The sequence below is a fragment of the Acidovorax sp. MR-S7 genome (assembly GCF_000400995.2).
In the GTDB taxonomy this organism is placed as follows: Bacteria; Pseudomonadota; Gammaproteobacteria; order Burkholderiales; family Burkholderiaceae_C; genus MR-S7.
Genome location: NZ_DF238902.1, coordinates 25,877 through 49,380, shown reverse-complemented (window position 1 = coordinate 49,380; position 23,504 = coordinate 25,877). Strand labels below are relative to the sequence as shown.

General features: G+C 69.4%; 18 protein-coding genes and 1 riboswitch. Of the genes, 10 read left to right on the top strand and 8 right to left on the bottom strand.

Annotation, left to right across the window (positions count from 1 at the left end; genetic code table 11):
• Nucleotides 1-700: 700 nt before the first annotated feature.
• The 3 genes from AVS7_RS05350 to nrdR all read left to right on the top strand — a co-directional run bounded on the left by AVS7_RS05350 (nt 701) and on the right by nrdR (nt 3,455).
• On the top strand, nt 701-1,537 hold the full coding sequence (locus tag AVS7_RS05350) for a lytic transglycosylase domain-containing protein (RefSeq protein ID WP_034690066.1): 837 nt from the start codon (nt 701-703) through the stop codon (nt 1,535-1,537).
• 22 nt (nt 1,538-1,559) lie between these two features.
• Nucleotides 1,560-1,698: riboswitch (ZMP/ZTP riboswitch) on the top strand.
• A 38-nt stretch (nt 1,699-1,736) separates the two neighbouring features.
• Nucleotides 1,737-2,981 (top strand): serine hydroxymethyltransferase, encoded by a 1,245-nt coding sequence (gene glyA, locus AVS7_RS05345; protein ID WP_020227393.1) that lies wholly within the window; start codon nt 1,737-1,739, stop codon nt 2,979-2,981.
• Between the two features lie 24 nt (nt 2,982-3,005).
• Entirely contained in the window at nt 3,006-3,455 is a 450-nt protein-coding gene (nrdR, locus tag AVS7_RS05340; protein WP_024000986.1) for a transcriptional regulator NrdR, read from the top strand.
• A gap of 63 nt (nt 3,456-3,518) precedes the next feature.
• Here the strand turns inward: nrdR and aroC are convergent, their stop codons facing one another.
• From aroC to AVS7_RS05325, 3 genes are all read right to left on the bottom strand, one after another.
• Nucleotides 3,519-4,613: a chorismate synthase gene (aroC, locus tag AVS7_RS05335; RefSeq protein WP_020227391.1), complete on the bottom strand. Its 1,095-nt coding sequence runs from the start codon at nt 4,611-4,613 to the stop codon at nt 3,519-3,521.
• Between the two features lie 84 nt (nt 4,614-4,697).
• On the bottom strand, nt 4,698-6,458 hold the full coding sequence (locus AVS7_RS05330) for a bifunctional UDP-sugar hydrolase/5'-nucleotidase (protein WP_020227390.1): 1,761 nt from the start codon (nt 6,456-6,458) through the stop codon (nt 4,698-4,700).
• Between the two features lie 80 nt (nt 6,459-6,538).
• Nucleotides 6,539-6,997 (bottom strand): CBS domain-containing protein, encoded by a 459-nt coding sequence (locus tag AVS7_RS05325; RefSeq protein WP_020227389.1) that lies wholly within the window; start codon nt 6,995-6,997, stop codon nt 6,539-6,541.
• A gap of 99 nt (nt 6,998-7,096) precedes the next feature.
• Between AVS7_RS05325 and AVS7_RS05320 the strand changes: the two genes are divergently transcribed.
• From AVS7_RS05320 to AVS7_RS05310, 3 genes are all read left to right on the top strand, one after another.
• Nucleotides 7,097-8,410 (top strand): O-acetylhomoserine aminocarboxypropyltransferase, encoded by a 1,314-nt coding sequence (locus AVS7_RS05320; RefSeq protein ID WP_024000985.1) that lies wholly within the window; start codon nt 7,097-7,099, stop codon nt 8,408-8,410.
• Entirely contained in the window at nt 8,410-9,216 is an 807-nt protein-coding gene (locus AVS7_RS05315; protein ID WP_020227387.1) for an alpha/beta fold hydrolase, read from the top strand. The genes AVS7_RS05320 and AVS7_RS05315 overlap by 1 nt, the downstream gene beginning before the upstream one ends.
• A 200-nt stretch (nt 9,217-9,416) precedes the next feature.
• On the top strand, nt 9,417-12,152 hold the full coding sequence (locus AVS7_RS05310; protein WP_020227386.1) for a cation-transporting P-type ATPase: 2,736 nt from the start codon (nt 9,417-9,419) through the stop codon (nt 12,150-12,152).
• Here the strand turns inward: AVS7_RS05310 and AVS7_RS05305 are convergent.
• Entirely contained in the window at nt 12,124-12,849 is a 726-nt protein-coding gene (locus AVS7_RS05305) for an HAD-IA family hydrolase (RefSeq protein ID WP_034690075.1), read from the bottom strand. The two genes, AVS7_RS05310 and AVS7_RS05305, sit on opposite strands and share 29 nt — an antisense overlap.
• A gap of 125 nt (nt 12,850-12,974) precedes the next feature.
• Here AVS7_RS05305 and AVS7_RS05300 point away from each other — a divergent pair, with 125 nt between their 5' ends.
• Both AVS7_RS05300 and AVS7_RS05295 read left to right on the top strand, forming a co-directional pair.
• Entirely contained in the window at nt 12,975-14,090 is a 1,116-nt protein-coding gene (locus AVS7_RS05300; protein WP_024000983.1) for a helix-turn-helix transcriptional regulator, read from the top strand.
• A 5-nt stretch (nt 14,091-14,095) separates the two neighbouring features.
• Nucleotides 14,096-15,205, top strand: coding sequence for a helix-turn-helix transcriptional regulator (locus AVS7_RS05295; RefSeq protein WP_020227383.1), 1,110 nt, complete (start codon nt 14,096-14,098; stop codon nt 15,203-15,205).
• Nucleotides 15,206-15,260: 55 nt separating this feature from the next.
• Here the strand turns inward: AVS7_RS05295 and AVS7_RS05290 are convergent, their stop codons facing one another.
• Nucleotides 15,261-15,629 carry a hypothetical protein gene (locus AVS7_RS05290; protein WP_020227382.1) on the bottom strand — a complete coding sequence of 123 codons (369 nt, stop codon included), beginning with the start codon at nt 15,627-15,629 and terminating at the stop codon, nt 15,261-15,263.
• Nucleotides 15,630-15,706: 77 nt separating this feature from the next.
• The gene (locus AVS7_RS05285) at nt 15,707-17,176 is read right to left on the bottom strand and encodes a hypothetical protein (RefSeq protein WP_020227381.1); all 1,470 of its coding nucleotides are present in this window, start codon (nt 17,174-17,176) and stop codon (nt 15,707-15,709) included.
• Between the two features lie 367 nt (nt 17,177-17,543).
• On the opposite strand from AVS7_RS05285, the gene AVS7_RS25420 reads away from it, so the two are divergent.
• Nucleotides 17,544-20,351 (top strand): IPTL-CTERM sorting domain-containing protein, encoded by a 2,808-nt coding sequence (locus tag AVS7_RS25420; protein WP_369799081.1) that lies wholly within the window; start codon nt 17,544-17,546, stop codon nt 20,349-20,351.
• Nucleotides 20,352-20,384: 33 nt separating this feature from the next.
• Nucleotides 20,385-21,377, top strand: coding sequence for a ferrochelatase (gene hemH / locus AVS7_RS05275; RefSeq protein WP_020227379.1), 993 nt, complete (start codon nt 20,385-20,387; stop codon nt 21,375-21,377).
• A gap of 58 nt (nt 21,378-21,435) precedes the next feature.
• Here the strand turns inward: hemH and AVS7_RS05270 are convergent, their stop codons facing one another.
• Nucleotides 21,436-22,314, bottom strand: a complete 879-nt coding sequence (locus AVS7_RS05270) for an alpha/beta fold hydrolase (RefSeq protein WP_020227378.1) — start codon at nt 22,312-22,314, stop codon at nt 21,436-21,438.
• 32 nt (nt 22,315-22,346) lie between these two features.
• Nucleotides 22,347-23,501: an ABC transporter substrate-binding protein gene (locus AVS7_RS05265; RefSeq protein WP_020227377.1), complete on the bottom strand. Its 1,155-nt coding sequence runs from the start codon at nt 23,499-23,501 to the stop codon at nt 22,347-22,349.
• Nucleotides 23,502-23,504: the final 3 nt, after the last annotated feature.

The following is a 23,504-nucleotide window of genomic DNA, read 5'->3' as shown; positions in this document are numbered from 1 at the left end:
TCCGCATGGCAAACCCACTCCGTCAACGCGTTGGCCCACATACTACCAACACAGATTTGTGACAGAGCCAAAAAGAAAGCCCGGTGAGCGGAATTCTCCGGTCACCGGGCTTGATGGCAGACACAAGGTCTCTTGCCATCTTTTTGCGCCATGGAGATAGCTGTCCACGGTGCAGGAGGCAACGATTGCCTCCAGGGGGTGCCAAGAATGGGGCGGCCTGGCTGGACGGTGCACTGCATGCAAGCCATCCAGAAGACGTTGCCTCATCCGGCGGATGCCTGAATCGATCAGGCAGGGATAAGGTACCAGACTTGCACGGCAGGTGCCAACAGCTTCTTTCAATGGCACCGGCGCCACGATTGCGTGTTTCATTTGCGGCGCCTGCTGGCCTGAAATTCGTCAAAAACTGTGCTTTTTTACAAGTTGTATAGAATTTTTAATTCTAAAAACCTCAATCATCAGTATTGACCTGGAATTTGAGGAACTCCTAGAATCCGCCAGCTCCAAAAACGGACCTCAGCAGAAACCCTCATCCGCTGCCATCCCGGCTACCACAGCCTGCCCTTTCCCCGGCGCGACGCGCCAGACACAGGCTATCGATGGCACCCCCCACCGGGCAACACCGCCTGGCAAGACCGAGTCTTCCGAGCTTTCTTCGGGCCACAGCGCCCCTCGGGACTCGACTCAGAAAGGAAGAGCTATGACAGCGTCAGGAAAAGCGGTTGCCGGCATGCGCACCTTCGCGGCCGATGTGGCCAGCGGTTTTCTTGAAGTAACCCACAGCGGCTTCGCCCTCCTCGGGCTGGCCGTGGCCTTCGCCGCCATCGCGCTGACGGCGCGCCCCGACCTGCGCCAGGCAGGCGAGGAGCAGCTCATGGGCTGGCTCCAGGCGCGCCAGGTCGCGGTGATCGGCTTCCCCGTGGAGCCCGGCGCCAGCGAACGCGCCACCGCCAGCAACCCCAAGGACCTGCCCCGCGAGCAGGCCGCCGTGGCGTACTGGCTCAGCAAGAAGTACCGCGTGGCGCCGGAGCCCCTGGCCGTGCTGGTGGCCGAGGCCTACGACATCGGTGCCCGCACCAAGCTCGACCCGACGCTGATCCTGGCCGTGATGGCCGTGGAGTCCAGCTTCAACCCCTTCGCCCAGAGCCCCGTGGGCGCGCAAGGGCTGATGCAGGTGATGACCCGCGTGCACACCGACAAGTACGAGGATTTCGGCGGCCGCTTCGCCGCGTTCGACCCCGTGGCCAACCTGCGCGTGGGCGTGCGGGTGCTGCAGGAGTGCATCGCGCGCGCCGGCTCGCTGGAGGGCGGCCTGCGCTACTACGTGGGCGCTGCCAACCTGCCCGAGGACGGCGGCTATGCGGCCAAGGTGCTGGCCGAGCACTTCCGCCTGCGCCAGGTGGCCGGCGGCCGGGCCCCGGCGACGCCCCCGGCCCTGGTGACGCCGCCTACGCTGTCCACCAAGGCCGCGCCCGACGCCGCCGTGCCCGCGGCGCAGCCGGCCGCGCAGAAGGTGGCCCTGCTGGAAGGCGTCTGACCTGCCGGCCGTCCGCTACACTAGCGGGGTACGCAACTGGCGATAGGCGCGGCGCCCCTCCAGGCCCGCCGCTGACGTGGAAATCCGGCAAAGACCTCTTTGCAAACCACTGGGGAGCGTACCGCGCACCGCGCGATCCGTCGTTCGCCTGGGCAGCCCTTGAAGATTCCCAAGGGACACACCCGTTCATCTGACTGCCATGTACCAACGCAACATTCTTGTCGAACAAACCGACCCCGAGGTGTGGGCCGCCATCCAGGCCGAGAACCTCCGCCAGGAAGAACACATCGAGCTGATCGCCAGCGAGAACTACGCCTCCCCCGCCGTGATGGCCGCGCAGGGCTCGCAGCTCACCAACAAGTACGCCGAGGGCTATCCCGGCAAGCGCTACTACGGCGGCTGCGAGAACGTGGACGTGATCGAGCAGCTCGCCATCGACCGCATCAAGCAGCTCTTCGGCGCCGAGGCCGCCAACGTGCAGCCCAACTCGGGCTCGCAGGCCAACCAGGCCGTGCTGATGGCCTTCCTCAAGCCCGGCGACACCATCCTGGGCATGAGCCTGGCCGAAGGCGGCCACCTCACGCACGGCATGCCGCTGAACATGAGCGGCAAGTGGTTCAACGTGGTCTCCTACGGCCTGAACGCCAAGGAAGAGATCGACTACGACGCCATGGAAGCCAAGGCGCGCGAGCACCGCCCCAAGCTCATCATCGCCGGCGCGTCGGCCTACTCGCTGCGCATCGACTTCGAGCGCTTCGCGAAGATCGCCAAAGAAGTCGGCGCCATCTTCTGGGTGGACATCGCCCACTACGCGGGCCTGGTGGTCGCGGGCGAATACCCCAACCCCGTGCCGCATGCCGACGTGGTGACCTCCACCACGCACAAGAGCCTGCGCGGCCCGCGCGGCGGCATCATCCTGATGAAGGCCGCGCACGAGAAGGCCCTCAACTCCGCCATCTTCCCCGGCCTGCAGGGCGGCCCGCTGGAGCACGTGATCGCCGCCAAGGCCGTGGCCTTCAAGGAAGCGCTCTCGCCCGAGTTCAAGGCCTACCAGCAGCAGGTCACGAAGAACGCCAAGGTGTTCGCCGAGACGCTGATCCAGCGCGGCCTGCGCATCGTGAGCGGCGGCACCGAGAGCCACGTGATGCTGGTGGACCTGCGCGCCAAGGGCATCACCGGCAAGGAGGCCGAGGCCGCCCTGGGCCAGGCCCACATCACGATCAACAAGAACGCGATCCCCAACGACCCCGAGAAGCCCATGGTGACCAGCGGCATCCGCGTGGGCACGCCCGCGATCACCACGCGCGGCTTCAAGGAAGAGGAAACGCGCATCACCGCCAACCTGCTGGCCGACGTGCTGGACAACCCGCGCGACGAGGCCCACATCGCGGCCGTGCGCACCAAGGTGAACGCGCTCACCAGCCGTTTCCCAGTCTACCGCTGACCCGGCGCCCGACGCCCCGCCGCCATGAAGTGCCCTTTCTGCGGCCACCCGGACACCCAGGTGGCCGAAACCCGCGTATCCGAGGACGGGGACTTCGTGCGGCGCCGACGCCGCTGCAGCGCCTGCGACAAGCGCTTCACCACCTATGAGCGGCCGGAAGTCAACTTCCCTGCCATCGTCAAGAAGGACGGCCGCCGCGTGGAATACAACCGCAGCAAGCTGCTGGATTCGTTCAACCTGGCGCTGCGCAAGCGCCCGGTGAGCACCACGCAGATCGACAGCGCCATCGAGCGCATCGAGGAAAAGCTGCTCAACCTCGCGCAGCGCGAGGTGCTCTCCAGCCGCATCGGCGAGCTGGTGATGCGCGAGCTGAAGAAGCTCGACAAGGTGGCCTACGTGCGCTATGCCAGCGTCTACCGCAGCTTCGAGGACATCGACGAGTTCCGCGCGCTCGTCGACGAAGTGCGCAAGTAGCCCCGCGCTCCTTCATTCATAGCTGCCTGCGCTTGACTGGCAAGCGCTGGAGCCCTTTTCCATTCAAATGCTGGCCGGAATCGGCGGCACCGGCTGCGCCACGTCGCCGCACTGCGCGCGGTGGCGCAGCGCGTGGTCCATGAGCACCAGGGCCAGCAGCGCCTCGGCGATGGGTGCGGCGCGGATGCCCACGCAGGGGTCGTGGCGGCCCTTGGTGACGACCTCGGTGCTCTGGCCGTGGATGTCGATGGACTCGCGCGGGCTGATGATGGAGCTGGTGGGCTTGATGGCGAGGCTGACCTCGATGTCCTGCCCCGAGCTGATGCCGCCCAGGATGCCGCCCGCGTTGTTGCTCGCGAAGCCCCGGGGCGTGAGCGAATCGCCGTGCGTGGTGCCGCGCTGCGCCACGCTGGCGAAGCCCGCGCCGATCTCCACGCCCTTCACCGCGTTCAGGCCCATCATCACGTGGGCGATGTCGGCGTCCAGCTTGTCGTAGAGCGGCTCGCCCAGGCCCACGGGCACGCCCGTGGCCTGCACGCGGATGCGCGCGCCGCAGGAGTCGCCCGCCTTGCGCAATGCGTCCATGTAGTCCTCGTAGGCCTGCACGTCGGCCACGGGGGCGAAGAAGGGGTTGTGCGGCACGTGCTCCCAGCCCTCGAAGGGAATCGGCAGCTCGCCGATCTGCGTCATGCAGGCGCGCAAGCGGGTGCCGAACTTCTCGGCCAGCCACTTCTTGGCCACGGCGCCCGCCGCCACGGTGGGCGCCGTCAGGCGGGCCGACGAGCGGCCGCCGCCGCGCGGGTCACGGATGCCGAACTTGTGCCAGTAGGTGTAGTCGGCATGGCCGGGGCGGAAGCTCTGCGCGATGTTCGAGTAATCCTTGCTGCGCTGGTCCTGGTTGCGGATCAGCAGCGCGATCGGCGTGCCGGTGGTCTTGCCCTCGTAGACGCCCGAGAGGATCTCCACCGCGTCGGGCTCGTTGCGCTGGGTGACGTGGCGGCTGGTGCCGGGGCGGCGGCGGTCGAGGTCGGCCTGGATGTCGGCCTCGGAAAGCTGCATGCCGGGCGGGCAGCCGTCGATCACGCAGCCGACCGCCGGGCCGTGGGATTCACCGAAGTTGGTGACGCAGAAAAGGGTGCCAAGTGTGTTGCCGCTCATAGGGGCGCGATTATCCCAGAGCGGCTCACACTACCAAAAAAGGAGCTGCTCGCGCTTGCAGGACAAGCGCTACAGCCCTTTCATTCAAGAGCCGGCGCGCACGATGCGGCCCGCGCCCGGCGGCGCCACGGGGCTGTGCGTGCGGAAATAGTCCTCCAGCGCATCCAGGTCCTGCCCGCCGCCCACCGCGTCGCGCCCTTCGGTGAACACGGTGAAGTTATCGCCGCCCGAGGCCAGGTAGCTGCTGACGACCACGCGCAGCGTGTCGCCCGGCGCGATAGGCGCGCCATGCAGCGCGAGGCCGGACACGCGCTCGCCGCGTGGGCGCGAGAGGTCGTAGCGGTAGCCGAACCCCTCGGACACCGACAGCACGCGCGGGCGCTGCACGGTGTTGGTGCCACTGTCGAACTGCTGCTCCAGGATCTCGCGCAGCTGCGCGCCGCTGTAGCTGCGTACCTCCAGGCTGTTGCCGAAGGGCTGCACGGCGAAAAGCTGGCCGTAGCGCACCAGCCCCTGCCCGTCGGGCTCCAGGTCGGCGCGCACGCCGCCGGGGTTCATGAAGGAGATCTGCGCCCCGCCGCGCTCGGGCGCGCGCGTGGCGGCCAGTTGCGCGTCGGCGATCAGGTTGCCCAGCACCGACTCGCCCGAGGGCAGTTGCTGGCGCAGGAAGGCCCCGCTGGCCTGCCCCGCGGGCCGCTGCGCGAGCGGCACGGCGGCGGCGCGGTAGCGCTCCACCAGCGCCGCCACGCCCGCATCGGGCGCGAACACGGGAAATCCGGGGTGCAGTTCCACCCGCCCCTGCGCGCCCGTGAACGCCTCGCCTTGCACGATGACCTGGCGCGCGCTCTTGCGCGCCACGCGGCGCGTGCGCGTGTCCACGGCCAGGCGGATCTCGGTGAGCAGCGTGCCGTAGACACCCGCGCTGGTCAGCAGGAAGGGCCGCGCGGAATCGACGCGCCCATAGTCGCAGATGTAGGCCCGGTGCGTGTGGCCCGAGACGACCACGTCCACCTCGGGGCTCAGGCGCTGCAGGATGGGCACGATGTCGCCGCTCAGGCCCTCGCAGCCCGGCTCGGTGATGGGCGCGGTAGTGCTGCCGCCTTCGTGGATGACGGCCACGATCACGTCCGCGCCCTGCGCACGCAGCGCGGGGATGAGCGCGTTGGCCGTCTCGGCCTCGTCGGCGAAGCGCAGGCCCGCCACGCCGGCGGGCGTGACCATGGTGGGCGTGGTGCGCAACGTCAGGCCGATGAAGCCCACGGTGACCGTGGCGCCGTTCTCGGTGAAGCGCTTGAGGCCCGTGGCGGGCAGCAGCGGGCGGCCGTCCTCTTGCAGGGTGTTGGCGGTGAGGATGGGAAAGCCGGCGCCCGCGAAGGGCCGGCTGATCTGGCACGGCTCGCGCACGGTGTGCTTGTCGCAGCCGCCGTGCTGCAGGCGCAGCAGCTCGCGCCAGCCCCGGTCGAACTCGTGGTTGCCCGCGGCGTGGAAGTCGATGCCGATGGCGTTGAACGCCTCCACCGTGGGCTCGTCGAGGAACAGCGCCGACACCAGCGGCGACGCGCCCACCATGTCACCCGCCGACACCACCGCGTGGTGCGGGTGGCGCGCCTTGAGCGCGGCGATGGCGCTGGCGAAGTAGGCCGCCCCGCCCGCCGGCACCTGCGCGGCGCCGGTGGCCGCGGGCACGGGCACGGCCTGGCGCGGCGGCTCCAGCTGGCCGTGGAAGTCGTTGAAGCCGATCACGGCGATGTCCATGAGCGGCGGCGGCGCGCTGGAGCCGCAGCCCGCGATCAGCGACAGGCAAAGCGCCCATGCCGCCCCGTGGATGAATCTGTTGCTGCCCATGCCTGCTTGTGCTCCCCAAAAAAGAGCTGCCAGCGCTTGCTGTACAAGCGCTGGCAGCCGTTTCGACGGTTATTGCGCGATCAGCTCGCGGAGGGCGCTTCCTTTTCCTCCGGCCAGTCGCGGATGTAGGCCTTGAGCATCCTGTTCTCGAAGTTCTGCGCGTCCACCACGGCCTTGGCCACGTCGTAGAAGCTGATCACGCCCATGAGCATGCGCTGGTCCATCACCGGCATGTAGCGCGCATGGCGGCCCAGCATCATGCGGCGCACCTCGTCCATGTCGGTCTCCATGGTGCAGGTCAGCGGCGCGTCGTCCATCGCCGTGCGCACCAGCGTGGTGCCCACGCTGCCGCCGCTCCTGACCAGCAGCTGGATCACCTCGCGGAAGGTGAGCATGCCCACCAGGTCGCCGTGCTCCATCACCACGAGCGAGCCGATATCCTTCTCGGCCATGGTCTCCAGCGCGCGCGCCAGCGGTTCGTCGGGGGTGACGGTGTAGAGGGTGTTGCCTTTGACGCGCAGGATGTCGCTGACTTTCATGGGATGTGTCTCTCTCGTACTCGGTATAGCGGTGCTCCGGAAAATATAGCCCACAAATCCCCCACAATGGCGCACGAATTCACCACATTGGAGACATGGATGCCCGGATATTCCGACCCCGGCTTCGACACGCTCGCGCTGCACGCGGGCGCGCAGCCGGACCCCGCCACCGGAGCGCGCGCCGTGCCGATCCACCTGAGCACCTCGTTCGTGTTCGAGTCGAGCGACCACGCCGCGGCCCTGTTCAACCTGGAGCGCCCCGGCCACGTCTACAGCCGCATCAGCAACCCCACCAACGCGGTGCTGGAGCAGCGCGTGGCCGCGCTCGAAGGCGGCGTGGGGGCCATCGCCGTGGCCAGCGGCCAGGCGGCGCTGCACCTGGCGGTCAGCACGCTGATGGGCGCGGGCGGGCACATCGTGGCCAGCACCGCGCTCTATGGCGGGTCGCAGAACCTGCTGCACTACACGCTGCGCCGCTTCGGCATCGAGACCACCTTCGTCAAGCCGGGCGACATCGACGGCTGGCGCGCGGCGGTGCGGCCGGAGACGCGCCTGTTCTTCGGCGAAACCGTGGGCAACCCGGGCCTGGAGGTGCTGGACATCCCCACGGTGGCGCAGATCGCGCACGAGGCCGGCGTGCCGCTGCTGGTGGACTCCACCCTCACCTCGCCCTGGCTCATCCAGCCCTTCGCGCACGGGGCCGACCTGGTCTACCACTCTGCCACCAAGTTCCTCTCCGGCCACGGCACCGTGATCGGCGGCGTGCTGGTGGACGGCGGCAGCTTCGACTGGGAAGGCTCGGGGCGCTTCCCCGAGCTGACGCAGGCCTACGAGGGCTTCCACAACATGGTGTTCAGCGAGGAATCCACGGTGGGCGCCTTCCTGCTGCGCGCGCGCCGCGAGGGCCTGCGCGACTTCGGCGCCTGCATGAGCCCGCACACGGCCTGGCTGATCCTGCAGGGCATCGAGACGCTGCCGCTGCGCATGGAGCGCCACGTGCGCAACACCGAGAAGGTGGTGCAGTTCCTCGCCAGCCACCCGTTCGTGGCGCGCGTGGGCCACCCGCTGCTACAGGCGCACCCCAGCCACGCGCTCGCGCGCAAGCTGCTGCCGCGCGGCGCGGGCTCGGTGTTCAGCTTCGACCTCAAGGGCGACCGTGCGCAGGGCAAGAAGTTCATCGAGACGCTCAAGGTGTTCAGCCACCTCGCCAACGTGGGCGACTGCCGCTCGCTGGTGATCCACCCTGCCAGCACCACGCACTTCCGCATGAGCGACGAGGCGCTGGCGGCGGGCGGCATCGGCCAGGGCACCATCCGCCTGTCGATCGGCCTGGAAGATGCCGACGACCTGATCGATGACCTGCAGCGCGCACTCAAGGCCGCGGAAAAAGCGGCAGAAAAGGCAGGTGCCTGATGTACATCGAAGTCAACGGCGCCCGCACCTTCTGCTACACCGGCGGCAAGCCCTTCGACGCGGCCAAGCCCACCGTCGTGCTCATCCACGGCGTGCTCAATGACCACAGCGTCTGGGGCTGGCAGAGCCGCTACCTGGCCCACCACGGCTGGAACGTGCTGGCCGTGGACCTGCCCGGCCACAGCGCCAGCGCCGGCGAGGCGCCTGCCAGCGTGGAGCAGGCGGCGGACTTCATCGCCGCGCTGCTCGATGCGCTGCACATCGACCGCGCCGCGCTCGTGGGCCACAGCTGGGGCTCGCTGATCGCGCTGGAAGCCGCCAGCCGCCTGGGCGCGCGCGTGAGCCACCTGGCGCTGGTGGGCACGGCGTTCCCGATGAAGGTGTCGCCCGCGCTCATCGACGCTGCGCTGAACGCGCCCGAGAAGGCGCTCAAGATGGTCAACGTGTTCTCGCGCAGCACGCTCGCGCCGCCCTCCGGCGCGGGCTTCTGGGTCTACGGCGCGGGCATGGCACTGGGCCGGCGCGTGCTGCGCAGCAACCCGCAGGTCAACGTGTTCCACCGCGGCTTCGTGGCCTGCGACAGCTATGGCGGCGGCGAACAGGCCGCCGCCGCGCTGCAGTGCCCCGTGCTGTTCGCGCTGGGCACGCAGGACCAGATGACGCCGCCCAAGGCCGCTCAGGGCCTGATCCAGGCCGCGCGCTCCGCCGGCGTGCCCGTGAAGGTGGCGCACCTGCCCGTGGGCCACCACCAGATGAGCGAGGCGCCCGACGCCACGCTGTTCGCATTGCGCGATTTTTTGATGTGAATCAAAAACGGCTGCAGCGCTTATCCAGCAAGCGCTAGCAGCTATCGATTCAGAAGCATTCGGCATGTGAAGGCGGCGGTTTCCCGCCCCGCGCTCTGGGGCATTGCCGCGCCGCCCGGCGCCGCGCCCTAGACTGGGCCGCTCCGCCCTCCACCACCCGCGTGGCCTGGCGCGCGCAACGCCGGGCACGCGGCCACCGCATGCCACCGACACCACCGACCGGACACAGCGACACCCCCTGGCACGCCCTGCCCGCCGGCGCCGCCGCCGAGCGCCTGGCCACCGACGCGCAGCACGGCCTGCCCCACGCCGAGGCCGCGCGGCGCCTGTCCGTGCACGGCCCCAACCGCCTGCCCGCGCCGCCGCGCCGGCCCGCATGGCTGCGGCTGCTGGCGCAGTTCCACAACGTGCTGATCTACGTGATGCTGGTGTCGGCCGCCGTCACCGCCGGGCTGGGGCACTGGATCGACACCGGCGTGCTGCTGGGCGCGGTGGTCATCAACGCCCTCATCGGCTTCGTGCAGGAAGGAAAGGCCGAGTCGGCGCTGGACGCCATCCGCCGCATGCTCTCGCCGCAGGCCACGGTGCTGCGCGGCGGCGAGCCGCAGCTGGTCGCCGCCGAGCAGCTCGTGCCGGGCGACATCGTGCTGCTGGCCTCCGGCGACAAGGTGCCGGCCGACCTGCGCATCGTCTCGGCCAGGAGCCTGCGCGCCGACGAGGCGGTGCTGACCGGCGAATCCGTGCCCAGCGACAAGAACGACGCCCCCGTGGCCGGGGACGCGCCGCTGGGCGACCGCCACGGCATGCTCTATTCGGGCACGCTGGTGGCCGCGGGCACGGCCACGGGCGTGGTGGTGGCCACCGGCTCGCACACCGAACTGGGCCGCATCAGCGCGCTGCTGGCGCAGGTGGAAACGGGCACCACGCCGCTGCTGCGCCAGATCGCGCGCTTCAGCCGCTGGCTGGCATTGGCCATCCTGCTGTTCGTGGCCGCCACCTTCGCCATCGGCGTGCTCTGGCGCGGGCAGGCGCCGGCCGACATGTTCATGATGGCCGTGGCGCTGGCCGCATCAGCCATCCCCGAGGGGCTGCCCGCCATCATGACCATCACGCTGGCGCTGGGCGTGCGCCGCATGGCGCAGCACCGCGCCATCATCCGCCGCCTGCCGGCGGTGGAGACGCTGGGCTCGGTCACCGTGATCTGCTCGGACAAGACCGGCACCCTCACCTGCAACGAGATGACGGTGCAGCGCGTGGTGACCGCCAGCCACGTCTACGACGTGACCGGCAGCGGCTACGCGCCGCAGGGCGGCTTCCACGTGGGCGGCGCGGCCGTGCCGCCCGCCGAGCACCCCACGCTGCAATGCATGGCCCGCGTGGCGCTGCTGTGCAACGACGCCGCGCTGCACCAGGGCGCCGAGGGCTGGCAGCTCACGGGCGACCCGACCGAGGGCGCGCTGCTCGCCTTCGCCCTCAAGGCCGGGCTCGACGGCCCGGCCACGCACGCGGCGCTACCGCGCATCGACGCGATCCCGTTCGAGTCCGAGCACCGCTTCATGGCCACGCTGCACCACGACCACGCGGGCCACGCGCTCATCCTGGTCAAGGGCGCGCCCGAGCGCGTGCTGGACATGTGCAACACACAGCACGGCGGGCAAGGCTGCGAGCCGCTGGACCACGACTACTGGCGCCGCGCCGCCAACGACTGCGCAGCGCGCGCGCTGCGCGTGCTGGCCATCGCCGCCAGGCGCGTTCCTGCCCGGCAGCACGCACTGGACTTTGCCGACATGGAAGGCGGCTTCACGCTGCTCGGGCTGCTGGGCAGCATGGACCCGCCGCGCCCCGAGGCCATGGCCGCCGTGGCCGAATGCCACGCGGCCGGCGTGCGCGTGAAGATGATCACCGGCGACCATGGGGAGACCGCACGCGCCATCGGTGCGCAGCTCGGCATCGGCCTGGGCCGCCCCGCCCTCACCGGCGCAGAGATCGAGCTGATCGACGACGAAGCGCTGCGCGAGGTGGTGGACAGCGTGGACGTCTTCGCCCGCGCCAGCCCCGAGCACAAGATCCGCCTGGTGCGGGCCCTGCAGGCGCGCGGCGAAGTCGTCGCCATGACGGGCGACGGCGTCAACGACGCCCCCGCATTGAAGCGCGCCGACGTGGGCGTCGCCATGGGCAGGAACGGCACCGAGGCCGCCAAGGACGCCGCCGCCATGGTGCTGGCCGACGACAACTTCGCCACCCTGGGCGCGGCCGTGCGCGAGGGCCGGGGCGTCTACGACAACGTGCGCAAGTTCATCCTGTTCATGCTGCCCACCAACGGCGGCGAGGCGCTGGTGGTGTTCTTCGCCATCGCCTTCGGGCTGGTGCTGCCGCTCACCGCCGCGCAGGTGCTGTGGATCAACCTCGTCACGTCGAGCACGCTGGGCGTGGCGCTGGCCTTCGAGCCCACCGAGAGCGACGTGATGCGCCGCCCGCCGCGCGACCCGCGCGAGTCGCTGCTGTCGGGCCTGTTCGTGTGGCGCGTGGTGATGGTGTCGGTGCTCATGGCCTGCGCGGCGCTGGGCCTGTTCCTGTGGGAGCTGGGGCGCGGTTCGAGCCTGGAGACCGCGCGCACCGTGGCCGTCTGCGCCGTGGTGGCCGCCGAGATGCTCTACCTGCTCAACAGCCGCCACATCCTGCGCAGCGCGCTCTCGCGCGAAGGGCTGCTGGGCAACCCGCAGGTGCTGCTGGCCATCGGCGTGTGCGCGCTGCTGCAACTGGCCTTCGTGCACGCGCCGTGGCTGCAGGCCGTGTTCGGCTCCACCGACCTGTCGCCCGGCGAATGGCTGCGCGTGCTGCTCGCGGGCGCAGGGGTGTTCGCGGCGGCGGAGCTGGAGAAGTGGGCGCTGCGCAGGCTCGGCCGCGCTACGCCAGCCACTGGCACAGCACGGTGAGGCTGGGCACCGTGGCGTGGGGCGCCGCGCCCTCGTGCGCCCAGGCGGCGCCGGCCGTGTTCAGCCACGCGGCCTGCATGCCGGCATCCAGCGCGCCGCGGCAATCGAGCAAGGCATCGTCGCCCACATGCAGCACCGCGCCGCACGCCACGCCCGCGGCCTGCGCGCCCGCCTGGAAGATGCGCGCATCGGGCTTGGCCACGCCCAGCACCGTGGCGCTCAGGCTGGCCTTGAAATAGCGGCCGATGCCGATGCGATGCACATCGGCGTTGCCGTTGGACACCGCCACGACGGGATAGCGCGCCGCCAGGAATTCCAGCGCCTTCAGCGCATCGTCGAACAGGTCCACGCGCTGGCGCTCGGCGAAGAATAAATCGAACGCGGGCTCGGCCAGCCGCGGATCGTCGCCCGCCTGCGTGAGCGCCAGGCGGATGGACTCGCGCCGCAGCGCGCTCAGGTCGTGCAGCAGATCGGGCCGCAGCGCCTCCACCTGCACGCGCACGGCACGCAGCGCCTTGGCATCGGCATACATTGCTGCCGTGGCGGGCGCATGCACGGCCAGCCAGTCGACCAGCGCAGCCTCGGCCCGCGCGATGGTGGGCCACACGGGCCAGAGCGTGTCGTCCAGGTCGAGGGTGACGGCACGGATGCGGCCCACGTCCATGCTGTGGGGATGAGTCCCTGCGGATTGCGTCATGGCCGCGAGCATATCCCGCGCAGCCCGAGCGCCTTTCAGCAAGGGCAATGCCAGCCAGCCCGGGAAAACCCAAGGTGCAACCACCAACAACTGGTTACTAAAATGGCACAGGCAAGGGGAGTGCCATGCAAGAACAAGCAAAACGCATCGCAGGGCTGCTGTATGACGGCGTGCTGTCGCCGCAGGATTGGTACGACGGTCTTGATGGTTTGCGCGAAGCCCTGGGTGCTGGATTGTTCGACTATTTCACGCTGAGCACTATCAGTTCTCAGGCTTCCGGCAGCGTGAACAACCAGGGCTATGTGGGCCTGCATGCCGAGAAACTGCGCGAATATCAGGCTCATTACATCGGTCAGGACCTGCGCATGGCCGCCCTGGTGCAATTGCCCGTGGGGCAACCCATGCTGGACCACGAGCACATCAGCACGCGCGAGATGTCGCGCAACATCGTGTACACCGACTTTCTGCGCCCCCACGGCTTTCAACACACGCTGGGAGCGCTGGTGCGCGACGAAGGGGGGTCGCGCGATTTCCTTGGATTCATACGCCCGTCGGACCATACGCCTTATGGCGCGAACGACAAGGCGCTGGTTGAACGCCTGATGCCTGACCTGACCCGCGCCGCCCGGCTGCGCGCCCGTACCGGGCAACTGGCCCGCCATGCCGCGCTGGGCCTGGCCGCGCTCGACGCGCTGCCGCAAGGCATCGCCGTGGTGGATGCGCAGTGCCGCATCCAGTATTCCAACCCCGCCGCCGACCGCCTGCTGGCCCGCCCTGGCGCGATGAGCGTGCGCCACGGCCGCCTGTCGTGCCACGACGGCAATGCCCAGGCGCGCTGGCAATCCATCGTGGCGGCCGCCTGCGGACGTCAGGGAACGGGCATGGCCGGGGCACTGCAGCCCGCGCCCGGCGCGCGCAGCTTCGTGGTCACCGTTCTGCCGATCAATGCCCGGCATCCCATGGCCTTGCACCAAGCCCCTATGGCGCTGGCAGTCCTGCACGACCCTGCCGCTCCCAACGGCATCAACCCGCGCCTGATCGGAGAGATGCTCGGCCTGTCGCCTACCGAAACCCGGCTGGCGCTGCTGCTGGCAGCCGGCAAGACCGTCAAGGATTTCGCTGCCGCCGAAGGCATGAGCTGGCACACGGCGCGCTCGCACACCAAGAACCTCCTGCGCAAGACAGGCTGCCGCCGCCAGTTGGAGCTGGTGGCCCTTCTGCAATCGCTGCGCATCGGCTGACGCACATGCAGAGCGAAACCCAGGCCATCGCGGGACTTTTCTACGACGGGGTGCTGCAGCCCCAGGCCTGGCACGCGGCCATGGATGCGATGTGCACCCGGCTGCAGGCGGGCGTCTTCCACAGCTTCACACTGGACGAAAGCAGCGCGCCAACGCCCGAGAGCGCCGGCAACCTGGAGCAGTTCGGGCTGCACGCCAGGCACATGGCCGAATACGAAACCCAGCATGCCGGCAATGACCCGCGCCTGGCGGCCACGCTGCGCCTCGCGACAGGCGGGGTCATGCTCGACCATGAGCATTTCAGCGCACGGGAAGCGCTGCGCAACCCTGTCTATGCAGACTGGCTCATTCCCCTGGGCCTCAAGCACACGGCGGGCACCGTCGTGCGCCTGGAGGGCAGCGCGCTCGACATCATCAGCTTCATGCGCCCCAGAGACGCCAGGCCGTATTCCGACGATGACAAACGCTTCATCGAACGCCTGGTGCCCGACATCGCCCGCGCGGCCAAGCTGCGCGCGCGCATGGTCACGCTGTCGCGCAGCGCCCACCTGGGCATGGCGGCGCTGGACAGCCTGCGCCAGAGCATCGTGGTCGTGGACGCGCAATGCCGCATCCATCACGCCAACGCCGCCGCCGAGCGCCTGCTGACCCTTCCGGGCGCGCTGGGCGCGCGTCACGGCCGGCTGCGGTGCACCGTGGGCGCGGCACATGAGCGGCTGGAACAGCTGGTGCGCGGCGCATGCGCCACGCCAGCCAAGACCGGCGCCATCGCCCTGGCGGACGGTCCACAGCGGCTGGTGGCGGCCGTGCTGCCACTGCAGGCCAGCCATGCCTGGGCCGGCATGCAAGCGCCCATGGCGCTGGTCGTGGCCGCCATGCCAGGCGCGGCATCCAGCCTGGACCCTCGGCTGGTGGGCGACATGCTGGGCCTGTCACCCACCGAGACGCGCCTGGCGTTGCTGCTGGCAACCGGCAAGACCGTCAAGGACTTCGCCGCCATCGAGGGCATGAGCTGGCACACGGCGCGCTCGCACCACAAGAACCTCCTGCGCAGGGCGGGCTGCCATCGGCAGACGGAGCTGGTGCAGTTGCTGCAAACGCTGCAATTCGCTTGACGGCCTATTGCCATTCGACGGCTCATGGCGGCCTTCGCCTCTCAGCCTCCATGCGTCATTTCAGCTGAAAACTCACCACCTCGCCGCTGTTGCGCTTCAGGTAGAGCACGCCGTCCTTGCGCCGCATTTCATTGCAGCCCACGTTCTTGCCCGAGTCCAGGCACAGGCTGCTTTCCTTGGTGCTCCATTGGCCGGAGTCGGAGTAGTTGCCCACGCTCAGGTAGAAACGGCCTTCGTTCTTGAACTGCCATTGCCACTTGGGGCCTTGGGCCGGGGCTGTCGAGAACACCTTGTCCGCCAAAGCCTCGCGCAGCGCCTCTTGCGTCAGCAGTTCGGCCCCTTCGGGGTAGGCGGTGGTTTGTGCGGCGGCGCTGGCGCCGAGCAGGGCCAATGCCATGGCAGAGGCCGATAGGAATTGCTTCATGGCGGTTTTCTTCATTGAGTCTTGAGAGTGCAGCAAGGAGCGCCGCCACCGGGCGCCGCCCTTGCCGGGGTTGTGCCTTACTGGGCTTCCAAGGTGAAGTGCATGTCCCGCCCATTGCGGTCCGTATAGGTCAGGCCGAATTCGGCATAGGTGGTGGCCGATGCGCCATCCGGCTTGCCACCGAAGGGGATGGAGGCCGTCTTGCCGTCCGCCGCCATCGTGCCCGGCATGCTGGCCGTGCGCACCACGGCCGGGCCGCTGGCCGATGCGTCCTTGGGTCCCTGGCGGAAGGAGTACAGCGCCGATCGCGCCATGGGCAAACCGCCAGCCGGAGGCTTTGCCGCCTGCAACTCGGCCTGGGCTGTACCACCGCTGGCCTTGAAGGCCGCCACGATCTCGGCTTCGCTGGGCGAGAGATCCAGGAACCGGGGGAAGGCCTCCACATCGAACTGCGCGAAGGGGTACGAAGGGTTCTTGAGCTTCACAACGTAGGTGGCGATGGGTGTCTTGCCCTGCTGGCCGTTGACGGCCTTCCAGCCGTCGTCGGCATAGAGGGCGAAGGTCACATCGGCGCCTGCCTTGTCCAGGCCCCAATTGGCAAACCGGGTGTCGCCCCCGGCAAAGCCTTCGGCATCAAACCGGGTCACTGCAGAGCCCCAAGCATCGGTGCGCACACCCAGTTTGGCGCAATCGGCCGTGGCGGCGTTGGCTTCGGTGTTGTCGGCGTTCGAACGGCAGTTGCGGAAGCGGTCGCCATCCGTCCAGTTGGCATTGCCAACCAGGCCCTGCATCTCGGCCGCATCGCGGGCGATGCGCGGCGACAGCAGCTTGAGCGAATGGGGGGCTGCACCCGCCTTGCCCGAAGCCCAGGACACCACGGCATAGGTAGCCACCTTAGCGGGGTCGGTCACGCTGAACAGCACCTCCCGCCGCAACTGGTACGGTGTGTTGGCCGACGCGCCATCCGCCAGCTTGCGGAATACCTGCAAGCGGTTGCGCGACACCAGTCCCACAGCCGCCACGCGCCGGTTGCCCAGTTCGCGCAGGGCCTCGCCCGTCTGCGGCGTGGCGCAGGCGCCGCTGCTGCTGCCTGAGACAAGGGTCTGCACCTGCCCCGTGACGGACGTTCCGTCGGTGTACTGCTCGTCGTAGCCTATGTCCACCTCATGCCGGGCTGAGCCGTCGGCGTTGGTGGTCTTGCGCTCGGCCAGCACCTGCACGTTGGCCATCTTGCGGCCCACCAAGTGGGCGGAGTTTTGCGCCTGCGCAGCGCTCCAGTTCGCCACCAGCATGGCCTTGGTGCTGCCATTGCCCAGGTAGCACGCATCCACCAGGGAATAGCGCTCTGCCCCGCCGTCGGGCATGCGCTGCGCCAGCAGCGCCTCGCTGGCCTGCACGTACTTCTGCACCAGCTCTTGCGTGCTGGGGCCTGCGGGCGGCGGGGTGGAGGGTCCGCTGCCGTCGCTCCCACCGCCGCAGGCGGCAAGGGCGATGACAGCGCTGGCGACTGCCGTGCAGCGCCACAGGGTGGTGGGTTGGTTTTTCATGGTTGCTTGCCTTTCTTGAGCTTGGAGTCGCGGGATGGATGCGGCAGATGCCTCCCTCATCCCCCGCGATGCAGGCTACCCAGGCGCCCCTGTGCGCACCATCCCGCATTTGTGGGATGGCGTGCGGCCTTGCGCCCACGGATAGTGTTGGGAACTTCGCCATGAATTTTCAAAGATGACTACAAAAATGAGAGCTGCCAGCGCATGCCTGGAAAGCGCTAGGACCCAAAAACATTCCAAACTCTTTGCCTGGTGCCTGCGCTGGCTGCTGGCGCTGTGGCTAGGCCTGGGGGGCGGCGCTGCGGCCTGGGCGGTGGATGCGTGGGCACCTACGGGTCCTTGGGGTGGGAATGTTCGAGCCTTGGCCGTGGGCAGCGACGGCCAGACGGTGTTTGCGGGCACCACCTATGGCGGCGTTTTCAAGAGCACCGATGGCGGCACGAGTTGGGCAGCGGCCAATACGGGGATGGGCACTGATGGCGTGCTGTCCCTGGCGCTGGGCAGCGATGGCCAGACTGTGTTTGCGGGCACCGGCGCCGGCGTTTTCAGGAGCACCGATGGCGGCGCGAGTTGGGCTGCGGCCAATACAGGGCTGGGCAATCTGTCCGTGCTCTCCCTGGCGCTGGGCAGCGGCCAGACCGTGTTTGCGGGCACCGGCGGCGGCGTTTTCAAGAGCAGCGATGGCGGCACGAGCTGGGCGGCGGCCAATACGGGGATGGGCTATCAGCAAGTGCTGTCTCTCGCACCGGGCAGCGACGGCCAGACGGTATGGGCGGGCACCTTTCACAGCGGCGTTTTCAAGAGCACCGATGGCGGCGCGAGTTGGGCGGCGGCCAGTACGGGAATGGGCAATCAACGCGTGCGCTCCCTGGCGCTCGGCAGCAATGGCCAAACGGTGTTTGCGGGCACCGAAGCCGGCGTTTTCAAGAGCACCGATGGTGGCACGAGCTGGGCAGCGGCCAATACGGGGCTGGGCAATCTGTACATGAGCGCCCTGGCGCTGGGCAGCGACGGCCAGACGGTGTTTGCGGCCACCAATGACGGCGTTTTCAGGAGCAGCGATGGCGGCACGAGCTGGGTGGCGGTCGGTCCGATGGGTACCACGCCCGCCCTGGCGCTGGGCAGCGACGGTCAGACGGTGTTTGCGGGCACCGCTGGCGGCGGCGTTTTCAAGAGCAGCGATGGCGGTGCGAACTGGGTGGCGGCCAATACGGGGTTGGGTAGTTATTACGTGCAGTCCCTGGCGCTGGGCAGCGATGGCCAGACGGTGTTTGCGGGCACCGCTGGCGGTGGCGTTTTCAAGAGCAGCGATGGCGGCACGAGCTGGGCGGCGGTCAATTCGGGGTTGGGTAGTTATTACGTGCAGTCCCTGGCGCTGGGCAGCGATGGCCAGACGGTGTTCGTCGGCACCCACAGCGGTGTTTTCAGGAGCAGCAATGGCGGCACGAACTGGACAGCGGTCAATACGGGATTGAGCAATCTGAACGTGTACGCCCTGGCGCTGGGCAGCGATGGCCAGACGGTATGGGCGGGCACCGCTGACAGCGGTGTTTTCAGGAGCAGCAATGGCGGCACGAACTGGACAGCGGTCAATACGGGATTGAGCAATCTGAACATGTACGCCCTGGCGCTGGGCAGCGATGGCCAGACGGTATGGGCGGGCACCAATGACGGCGTTTTCAGGACCAGCAATGGCGGCACGAGCTGGGCGGCGGCCCATACGGGGATGGGCAATCTGACCGTGTATTCCCTGGCGCTGGGCAGCGATGGACAGACGGTGTTTGCGGCCACCAATGGCGGCGTTTTCAGGAGCAGCAATGGCGCCACGAGCTGGGTGAGGGTCGGTCCGATGGGTGCCACGTACGCCCTGGCGCTGGGCAGCGACGGCCAGACGGTGTTTGCGGGCACCGCTGGCGGTGGCGTTTACAAGAGCAGCGATGGCAGTGCGAACTGGGCGGTGGCCAAGAGGGGGATGGGCAATCAGGCCGTGTATTCCCTGGCGCTGGGCAATGGCGGCCAGACGGTGTTTGCGGGTACCTCTGGCCGCAGTGTTTTCAAGAGCCCCAACGGCGCCCTCTCCAGCGAGTCGCGGCTACTGAACCTGGTCTTGTCCGTGGGCGGCTCCCCCGTGGCCCTGTCGCCCGCCTTCAACAGCGGCACGCCGGGCTACACCGCCACCGTGCAGGGTGCGGGCGGCGCCACGCTCACGCCCACGGCGTGGATCAATGACCAAACCATCACCGTCAACGGCACGCCCGTTGCCAGCGGCAGCGCATCGGCGTCCATCGTGCTGAACCCGGGCAGCAACACCCTGAGCGTGGTGATCACGTCGGGCGACGCAACGTCCACTAGCACCTACACCATCACCGTCACCCGCCAGGTCGTCGCCCCCGCCGCACCCACCAACGTGCAGGCCGTGCCCACGGGCGGCGGGCAGGTCACGGTGACGTGGCAACCGCCCGCCGACGTGGGCAGCGGTATCACCGGCTACGTGGTCACGGCCCAGCCGGGCGGGCAGACCTGCGTGCCTAGCCCGGCCACTGCCACCACCTGCACGTTCACCGGCCTGCCCAACGGGCAGACGCAGACCTTCGCCGTGGAGGCCACGAACAGCGCGGGCAGCGCCACGTCAGCAACGCCATCGAACCCGGCGACGCCGCTGGCCGACGCCAAGGCGTTCTCGGCTCCGTCGCCCATGGGCACGGGCCCCGTGGGCGTGACGGTGGCGGGTGGCGGCGCCACCTGCGCATTCGAGAGCGTGCAGCTCGTGTCCGCCGCCAGCGCCGGAGCGCCCGCGACGCGCAGCTTCCCACACGGGGTGCTGGACTTCGTGCTGCACGCCTGCGACGCAACACCCGTCACGGTCACTGTCACCTATCCCCCCGGCTCGCCGCTGCAGGGCGCGCAGTACTGGAAGCGCCAGGGCGGCACGTGGGCACCGTTCGCAGGCGCCGTGCTGGGTGCGAACACGGCGGTGCTGACGCTCACCGACGGCGGCACGGGCGATGATGACGGCGTGCCTACGCCCAACGGCCGCATCGTTGATCCGGGCGGCATCTCGGTGCTGGCGGCGGCCGGCGGCGCAGCGCCCATTCCCACGCTCGGCGAATGGGCGCTGGCGCTGCTGGCGGTGCTGCTGGGCCTGCTGGCCTGGCGACGCCAGCGGCATGCCTAGACCCGCCCAGGGCCTGCCACAATCGCGGCCCATATGTCTGCACACACCGCCATCCTGCTCTGCAACCTGGGCACGCCCGACGCGCCCACCGCCCCCGCGCTGCGGCGCTACCTCGCGCAGTTCCTAGGCGACCCGCGCGTGGTGGAGATCCCCCGCGCGGCGTGGCTGCCGATCCTGTACGGGATCATCCTGCGCACGCGGCCGGCGAAGTCCGCCGCCAAGTACGCGACGATCTGGACACCCGAGGGCTCGCCCCTGGCCGTGTGGACATCCAAGCAGGCGCTGATGCTGCGCGGCTGGCTGGGCGAGGCCGGCGTGCGGGTAGCGGTGCTGCCCGCGATGCGCTACGGCCAGCCGGCCATCGGCGCGCAGCTGCAGGCACTGCACGATGAAGGCGTGCGGCGCGTGCTGGTGCTGCCGCTCTACCCGCAGTATTCGGGCACGACCACGGCCAGCGTGGTGGACGACGTGGCCGCGTGGGTGCGCCGCTCGCGCAGTTTTCCCGAGCTGCGCTTCGTGAACGACTACCACGACGACTCCGGCTACATCGCCGCGCTGGCCGACAGCGTGCGCGCGCACTGGCAGCGAAGCGGCGGGCCGGCCGAGAAGCTGGTGATGAGCTTCCACGGCATTCCCGAGCGCAACGTGCGCCTGGGCGACCCCTATGCCGACCAGTGCCGCGCCACCGCGCGCCTGCTGGCCGGGGCGCTGGGCCTGGCGCCGGAGCAGTACCTGCTCACCTTCCAGTCGCGCTTCGGCAAGGCGAAGTGGCTGGAGCCCTACACCGAGCCCACGCTGGTGGCGATGGCCCAGGGCGGCCTGCGCCGCGTGGACGTGATGTGCCCCGGCTTCACCGGCGACTGCCTGGAGACGTTGGAGGAGATCAACCAGGAGGCGCGCCACGCCTTCCTGCAGGCGGGCGGGCAGGAGTTCCGCTACATCCCCTGCCTGAACGACGGGCACGCCTGGATCGGCGCCCTCTCCCGCATCGCGCAGAGGCACCTGGCGGGCTGGGTGGACTCATAGTCGAATCGGCCTCTAGCGCTTATACAGCAAGCGCAAGCAGCTCCTTTTTCAGGAGCAATCAGAAGCCCCGTGCCTCCGCATCGGCCAGGAAGCGGTCCACCAGCGCATAGTGCTGCGGCACGTTGAGCGCGGGCGCATGGCCACAGCCCGGCACCTCCACCACCTGGGCAAGGCCGCGCGCACCGGGGCCGCGCGCGAGCATTTCGGCCGTGGTCTCGCGCAGCACCAGGTCGGAATCCACGCCGCGCAGGCACAGCACGGGGATGGCAAGCCGGTCGTAGTCGTCCCAGATCAGGTAATCGTTCTCGTGCGCCGTGAACTGCCGCACCATGGCCGGGTCGTAGTGCGGCGTCACGCGCCCGTCGGGCAGGCGGCGCGTGGAGGTTTCCGTGAGGCGCCGCCACTGCGCCTCGCTGAGCCAGCCATAGGGCGCATACACCTGCCGGAAGAACGCCTCCAGTTCCTGCACGGTGCCGAACGCGGGCGGCTGGCCCGCATAGGCGCGGATGCGCGCAAGCGCCGCGTCGGCCAGTCGCGGCGCGTTGTCGTTGAGCAGCAGGCTGCGGATGCGTCCGGCCAGACGCGGCTCGGCGCGGCCGGCGGCGCACACGGTGCCGATGGCGCCGCCCATCGAGGTGCCCAGCCAGTGCGCGCGCTCGATGCCCAGCCGCTCGAACAGGTCGCCCGCCAGGCGCGCGTAGAACGCCAGGCGGTATTCCTCGTCGGGCCGCGCGGCCCACTGGCTCAGGCCGCGGCCCAGCGTGTCGGGGCAGATCACGCGGTAGCGGCCGGCCAGGTGGGCGGCGATCTCGTCCATGTCGCGCCCCGTGCGCGCCAGGCCGTGCCAGGCGATCACTACCGGGGCATCGGGCGCGCCCCAGTCCATGTAGTGGATTTCATAGCCGGCGCAGGTGGCGTAGTGCGACGAGGGAGACATGGTGGACCGCCTTGTGGGAGCAGGGAAGAAAGCTATTTCATGAGCCGGCCGTTGGCGCCGATCACGGTGACCTCGACGTAGCGCGAGCCCACGCGGCTGGTGGGCGAGTAGCCGACGGAGACGCCGCCCAGGTCGAAGCCCTGCAGCGATTCGAGCGCCTTGACGACCTTGGCCCGCGTGGGCGCGGGGCCCGCGCGGCGCAACGCCTCGACCAGCACCTTGGCGCCCAGGAACTCCTCGAAGCTGGTGTAGTTCACCTCGGCCCCCGGGGCGTACTTCTTCAGGAGCTGCTGGTATTCGCGCACCACGGGCAGCAGCGGCCGGTAGGGGTACGGCACCACCTGGCTGATGCCCAGGCCGTGCGCGTTCTTCAGTCCGGCGATCTTCACGATCTCCGCCGGATCGACCACCGAGATGCTGTAGAGCTGCGCGCCGCCGCCCAGCTCGCGGTAGCGCTTGACGAACGCGGCCGCGGGCTTGTTGATGGCGATCATGATGACGGCCTGCGCGTCCACGGCCTTGATGGTCTGGGCCGCCGCCTCGACCTGGTCCGTGTTGCGCTCGTAGCCCGCCGATGCCGCCAGCGTGAGCCCGCGCCTGGCCAGCGCCGCCTCCACGCCGGCCAGGCCGGCCTTGCCGAAGCCGTCGTCCTGGTACATCACGGCCACGCGGTCCATGCCCAGCGTGGCGAGCTGCTGCACCATGTGCTCGGCCTCGTCGGCGTAGCCCGCGCGCACGTGGAAGATCCAGGGGTTGAACGGGCTGCGCAGCGACTCGCCGCCCGTGTAGGGCGCCACCAGCGCCGCCCCGCCCTGCTCCAGCACGCCGTCGGCCAGCAGCTGCGTGACGTTGGCCGTCCCCGCGAAGCCGAACAGCGCCACCACCTCGGGCCGCGCGAGCAACGCGCGCGTGAGGCGCACCGTCTCGGGCACCTTGTAGCCGTCGTCCACCACCTCCTGGCGGATGGCGGCACCGTGCACGCCGCCCTGGGCGTTGACCCAGTCGAAGTAGATCTTGCCGCCCAGCACCATCTGCTGGCCCGTGGAGGCCAGCACCCCCGACAGCGGCGCCACCTGGCCCACCACCACCTCGGCGGCCAGGGCCGGGCAGCCCGTGGCGCCGAGGGCGCACAGCGCCAGGGCGGCGAGCAGCCCCCTGGCGCGCATGCCGATGCGCAGCGCTTTCATGCC